At 69.8% G+C, this 5517-nt stretch carries 7 protein-coding genes and 1 pseudogene; 4 read left to right on the forward strand and 4 right to left on the reverse strand.

Annotated features, from left to right (window positions below; translation table 11 throughout):
- From M4J07_RS46470 to M4J07_RS46480, 3 genes and pseudogenes are all read left to right on the forward strand, one after another.
- Positions 1-257: pseudogene (locus M4J07_RS46470) on the forward strand (ABC transporter); the annotation flags it as partial.
- Positions 254-1045 carry an ABC transporter permease gene (locus tag M4J07_RS46475; protein ID WP_255983197.1) on the forward strand — a complete coding sequence of 264 codons (792 nt, stop codon included), beginning with the start codon at positions 254-256 and terminating at the stop codon, positions 1043-1045. The pseudogene M4J07_RS46470 and the gene M4J07_RS46475, both read left to right, overlap by 4 nt.
- 183 nt (positions 1046-1228) lie before the next feature.
- A complete protein-coding gene (locus M4J07_RS46480; protein WP_255983199.1) occupies positions 1229-1972 on the forward strand; it encodes a DUF4232 domain-containing protein in 744 nt (247 codons plus the stop codon).
- A gap of 100 nt (positions 1973-2072) precedes the next feature.
- Here the strand turns inward: M4J07_RS46480 and M4J07_RS46485 are convergent, their stop codons facing one another.
- A complete protein-coding gene (locus M4J07_RS46485) occupies positions 2073-2309 on the reverse strand; it encodes a hypothetical protein (protein ID WP_255983201.1) in 237 nt (78 codons plus the stop codon).
- A 405-nt stretch (positions 2310-2714) separates the two neighbouring features.
- Positions 2715-3137, reverse strand: a complete 423-nt coding sequence (locus tag M4J07_RS46490; RefSeq protein WP_255983203.1) for a MarR family winged helix-turn-helix transcriptional regulator — start codon at positions 3135-3137, stop codon at positions 2715-2717.
- A gap of 182 nt (positions 3138-3319) precedes the next feature.
- On the opposite strand from M4J07_RS46490, the gene eno reads away from it, so the two are divergent.
- Positions 3320-4609: a phosphopyruvate hydratase gene (gene eno, locus M4J07_RS46495; protein ID WP_255983205.1), complete on the forward strand. Its 1290-nt coding sequence runs from the start codon at positions 3320-3322 to the stop codon at positions 4607-4609.
- Positions 4610-4648: 39 nt separating this feature from the next.
- Here the strand turns inward: eno and M4J07_RS46500 are convergent, their stop codons facing one another.
- Positions 4649-5038, reverse strand: coding sequence for a VOC family protein (locus M4J07_RS46500; protein ID WP_255983207.1), 390 nt, complete (start codon positions 5036-5038; stop codon positions 4649-4651).
- Between the two features lie 54 nt (positions 5039-5092).
- A complete protein-coding gene (locus tag M4J07_RS46505; protein ID WP_255983209.1) occupies positions 5093-5443 on the reverse strand; it encodes an antibiotic biosynthesis monooxygenase family protein in 351 nt (116 codons plus the stop codon).
- Positions 5444-5517 lie beyond the last annotated feature (74 nt).

The raw sequence follows: 5517 nt of genomic DNA on the forward strand, positions 1-5517 counted from the left end.
TCCGCTTCACCGACCCGGCCGCCTACCACACGGCCGCCGCCACCCTCCGCGAAGCAACCCGCGACGACGACGCCCTCGCCCTGCAGGTCCCCAGCGACGGCAGCCAGCGCGAACTCCACCGGATCCTCGACCAGTTGGACGCCGCCGGCATCGAGGCCGACGAACTCACCGTCCACACCCCCGACCTCGACGACGTGTTCTTCGCCCTCACCGGCCCGGCCACCGTCCCCAACCAGTCCAAGGAGACCCTGCGATGAGTTCGCTCACCCTCGCCGTCCGCGACACGAGCACCATGCTGCGCCGCAACCTCCTGCACGCGCGGCGCTATCCGTCAGGGACCCTGAACCTCCTGCTCACCCCGATCATGATGCTGCTGCTCTTCGTCTACGTCTTCGGCGACGTGATGAGCACCGGCATCGGCGGAAGCGGCGCCGACCGCTCCGACTACATCGCGTACATCGTCCCCGGTCTGCTGCTGATGACCATCGGCAGCACCGTCATCGGGGCGGCGGTGTACGTGTCGATGGACACGACCGAGGGGCTCATCGCCCGCTTCCGCACCATGGCGGTCTACCGTCCCTCGCTCCTCGTCGGCCACGTCGTCGGCAGCGTGCTGCAGTCCGTCATGAGCGTGATCCTCGTCGGCGCCGTGGGTGTGGCCATGGGCTTCCGTTCCACCGACGCGACCGTCCCGGAATGGCTGGCAGCGCTCGGGCTCATCGTCCTCTTCGCTCTGGCGCTGACCTGGATCGCGGTCGGCATGGGCCTGGCGAGCCCCACCCCGGAGGCTGCCAGCAACATGGCCATGCCGCTGATCCTCCTGCCTCTCGTCTCCAGCGCCTTCATCCCGGCGGACACCATGCCGGGCTGGTTCCAGCCGATCGCCGAGTACCAGCCCTTCACCCCTGCCATCGAGACCCTGCGGGGTCTCCTCCTCGGCACCGAGATCGGCAACAACTGGTGGATCGCCCTCGCCTGGTGCCTCGGCCTGATCGCCCTGGGCTACCGATGGTCGGCGGCGCAGTTCAACCGCGATCCGAAGTAGCCGGGGCAGCCGCGCCCGCGGCCTCCAGGGCCGCCCTTGTCCCCCGTAAGGCCACAGCCCCGTCCGGGACTGGTAACAACCGGTCGTTCGAGGTGAGTCCACTGATCGGGATGAGCACTATTACTCCGCATCCACATGTCGGGCCGGTCGCCGAGACCGGCAACGGGGGACCAGGAGCGGAACATGAACAAGACCACCATCGGAACGCGCCCCGGCAGACGTCACGTCTCGCGCACCGTGCTCGCCGGAGCGGCCGTCGTCGCCGCGCTGCTGGGCAGCACCGCGTGCCAGCCGGACGACAGGACGAACGCGCACGCCCCGACCTCGGCCTCCGCCACGGCCACGCCGTCCCAGGCCGGCCCCACCGCCAAGGCTTCCCCGAGTACAGCGGACAGCGGTACCGGAACGGGTACCGGCGACAGCTCCAAGGGCACCGGCAAGAACGGTGACAGCGGCGAGACGGGCGGCGGCAACGGGACCTCGTACCCGGACTGCGGCCCCGAGGACCTGTCGGCCCTCTCCGCCGAGCCCCGCACCCCCGCCGACGGCAGCAAGAACACCTTCTACGCCCTCTCGCTCACCAACCGCTCCCAGCGCAAGTGCGCGATCAACGAGTACCCGCAGGTGTGGCTCAACGACAAGCCCGGTTCCACCTCCAGCGTGCAGCCGGACAAGGACACCGCCGACGACGAGACCCTGGTCCTGGCACCGGGCGACACCGCCTGGGCCGGCCTGCGCACGGCCAAGGGGCCCTACGACGAGGGTTCCACCGACACGTTCGTCGTCCGTCTGATCTCCGGCGAGGGCACCGACACCAGCCACGACTTCCCCGCCGTCCTCGGCAAGCCGGCCGTCGTCAGCGACGGGGCCCGGGTCGGCTACTGGGCAGGGACCGAGGGACTCGCCCTCCGCCCGATGTCCGACTGACACCGGTCATCCCGTCCGCATCGGCCCCGGCCGACCGCACCCGCAGGCGCCGTCTCCCCCGGCATCGACTGCCCGGGGAGACGGCCCTCCTTCCAGCGGATCAGCGGCGGGGAACGGCGAGCCGGGTGGCGAGGGCGAACCCCGAGACAATGATCGTCGTGGCGGCACCCAGCACCTCGTGGTCCAGGCCCGAGGGCGCCACGACGACCACGGCGATCGCGCCCAGGACGGCGGCGAGCGCGACGGCTACCGCGGCCACCGCGTTCGCCCTGGGAAGTTGCGTGATGCCGGCTGAGACCACCGGTTGTTCAGGTGGGGGTTGGGGCGTCGAGGTCATGGCTTCTCCTTGGGTACCCAGGTGAGTCGAACGCGGTAGCAGCCGCGTGTGGTGACCCGACCTCTGCCCGTAGGGACAAGCCGCTGAACTGTGCGTAGGACAGATCGGTGCCCTCTGCCGTACCAGGCGCCTCGTACACGTGCTGTACAGAAAACACGTCTCTGCCCCGCCCGGAAGAAGTCCGGTGCGGGGCAGTGGCGTGTGCCGCGGTCCCGCTGCTACGGGACGATCGGCGGTCGATCGGCGTGCTCACCTGGGCATTCCATGACCAACCTGCGGAGGTTGGTAACCAACTCCACTGAACTTATCTCCACTTGGGCTTCCCTGTAACCCACGTCGGCATCCTGACCTCGTCGAGGGAAAGTTGGACGGCGTGCCCGTCGACGGCCTACGGCGATGCCCGGACTAGCGAGCCGCCAGACGCTCCATGAGTCCGGCGGAGCGCGCCAGCAGCTCCCGCTCCTCCGCCGAGAGTTCCGCCTCGATGGCCTGGGCGAGCCAGCCCGCCCTCCGGCCGCGTTCCGCATCCAACGCGGCATGGCCCTTCTCGGTCAGGTCGAGCAGGGTCTTGCGGCCGTCGGTGGGGTGGGGGCGGCGGGTGAGCAGGCCCTGCTCCAGGAGCAGGCCGACGGCACGGGCCATGGACTGCGGGCGCACCCGCTGGTCCGTCGCGAGGTCGCTGGTGGTCATGGCGCCGTCGCGGTCCAGGGCACCGAGCACGGCGACCTGCCCGAGCGGGATCCGGTCCTCGTGCTTCACGCGCCGGGTGAGCTTTCCGATGGCACCGCGCAGCTCGGCGGCGACGGCGGCGGATTCCGGGGTGGGCATAGGGCACTTTACCTCGGACGATGCCCTGCGCAGCGGCATCGCGCGACAGCAGTACACAGCAGAACTGAACAGCAGAACTGAACAGCAGAACTGAACAGTAATGCTGTAGAGTTTCTTCCGTCGGGCCGAGCGCCAGCGTCGTCGCAGCCATGGCCCGGCAGGCGACAACAGAAGGAACTCCCATGCGTTTCCACGCAGTTGAGTCCACCGTCATCCGCACCGTCACCGCCCGGGCCGTCCTCGACAGCCGCGGCAACCCCACCGTCGAGGTCGATGTCGCCCTCGCGGACGGATCCCTGGGCCGCGCCACCGTCCCCTCCGGCGCCTCCACCGGAGCCCGCGAGGCCGTGGAACTGCGCGACGGCGACCCCGAGCGCTGGCACGGCAAGGGCGTCGACGGGGCCGTGGCCCACGTCAAGGGCGAGATCGCGGCCGCTGTCACCGGGCGCGACGCCGACGACCAGGCGGGTCTGGACGCCGCCCTCATCGCGCTCGACGGCACGCCCACGAAGTCCAGGCTCGGCGCCAACGCCCTGCTCGGCGTCTCCCTCGCCACCGCCAAGGCCGCCGCGGCCGCGCACCGCCAGCCGCTCTACCGCTACCTCGGCGGGGCCGACGCCCGGGTGCTGCCGATGCCGATGATGAACATCGTCAACGGCGGAGCCCACGCCGACAATCCGCTCGACTTCCAGGAGTTCATGATCGCTCCGGTCGGCGCGACGAGCTTCGCCGAGGCCGTCCGGATGGGCTCCGAGGTCTTCCACACCCTGCGCCGCGACCTGCTCGCCGCCGGCCACTCGACGGGCGTCGGCGACGAGGGCGGGTTCGCCCCCGCGCTGCGCACCGCCGAGGAGGCCCTCGACTTCGTGATGGCCGCGGTCGAGCGGGCCGGGTACCGGCCGGGTACGGACATCGGCCTCGTCATGGACCCGGCGTCCTCGGAGTTCTTCCGGGGCGGGGAGTACGTGTACGAGGGCGAGGGCGTCCGGCGCACGTCGGCCCAACAGGTCGACTATCTGGCCAAGTTGATCGATTCGTATCCGATCGTGTCCGTCGAGGACCCCATGGCCGAGGACGACCTCGACGGCTGGCGGGAGCTGACGGCCCGGGTCGGGAGCCGGTGCCAGCTCACGGGCGACGACGTGTTCTGCACGAACGAGGCGCTGGTGCGCGACGGCATTCGTACGGGCGTCGGGAACGCGGTCCTGGTCAAGGTCAATCAGATCGGTACGTTGACGGAGGCGCTCGGCACCGTGTCCGCGGCGCGCCGGGCCGGCTGGGCGGTGGTGATCTCCCACCGGTCCGGCGAGACGGAGGACACGACGATCGCCGACCTGGCCGTCGCGACGGGGTGCGGCCAGATCAAGACGGGGTCACTGTCCCGCTCCGACCGGACCGCCAAGTACAACCAACTTCTGCGTGTTGAAGAGGAGTTGGGCGCAGCAGCTATCTACGCCGGGCGCGGGCTGTAGGGGCCCTGCGGCTCGGGGTCCGCCGGGCCACCGCCGGCCTCACGCCCCGGCGCCGCCGCCCTGGGTGAGGATCTCCATGAGATGTCCGTCGGGGTCGCGGAAGTAGGTGCCCCTGCGGCCTTCCGTGTGCTTGCTGCGATAGATCTGCCCGGTCTCCCGGCACGCGGGGTCACCGTAGTGAGTGACCCCGCTGTGCTGGATGCGGGCGAGGGCGGCGTCGAACTCCTCCTCGCCGACCATGAACGCGTAGTGGTGGGGCTCGAAGTCGTCCGCCTGGTCGTAGTCCAGGCTCACCTGGTTGGCCAGCGTGACCGGCGTGAAGTGGGCCACCGGCGGATCGACGCTCAGGCCGAGGATGTCGGCGAGGAACTGCGCCGAGACGTGCGGGTCACGGGCGGGGACGATGGTGTGGTTCAGCTCCACGGTCATGGTGACTCCTCCTCAGGGACGGATTCAGGGACGGTTCAGGGACGGGCTGCTGTGTCACGCGTCGATCTGCTCGAAGATGTGCGGGTAGGACACGACGTCGTCGGGGAACTCGGCTGCCATGCGCTGGAACTCGGGGCGGCCGAAGGCCTTGGCGAGCGCCTCGGTCGACTCCCAGGTCGCGATGTTCATCAGCAGTCGGCTGCCGGCCGTTCCCCGGTGCATCCGCAGGGAGACGAATCCCGGCTGGGCCTTCATGAACTCGGCCTGCCTCCGGAAGAGGGACAGGAACGCTTCGGTCTTCTCCTGCGGGACGACGAAGGTGTTGGCCAGGACGATGGGTCCGGTCTCCTCCTTGAACTGGGCGAACATCGGCGTGTGCGGGTCGAGACTCTGCAGCGTGGCCATTCTCTGTACTTCCTCTCACTATCGGTCAGTTGATGTCTGAGGAGGCTCGGACCCTGTGGGCGCTCAGGCTCCGA

The sequence above is a fragment of the Streptomyces longispororuber genome (assembly GCF_024448165.1).
GTDB classification, from domain to species: domain Bacteria; phylum Actinomycetota; class Actinomycetes; order Streptomycetales; family Streptomycetaceae; genus Streptomyces; species Streptomyces longispororuber_A.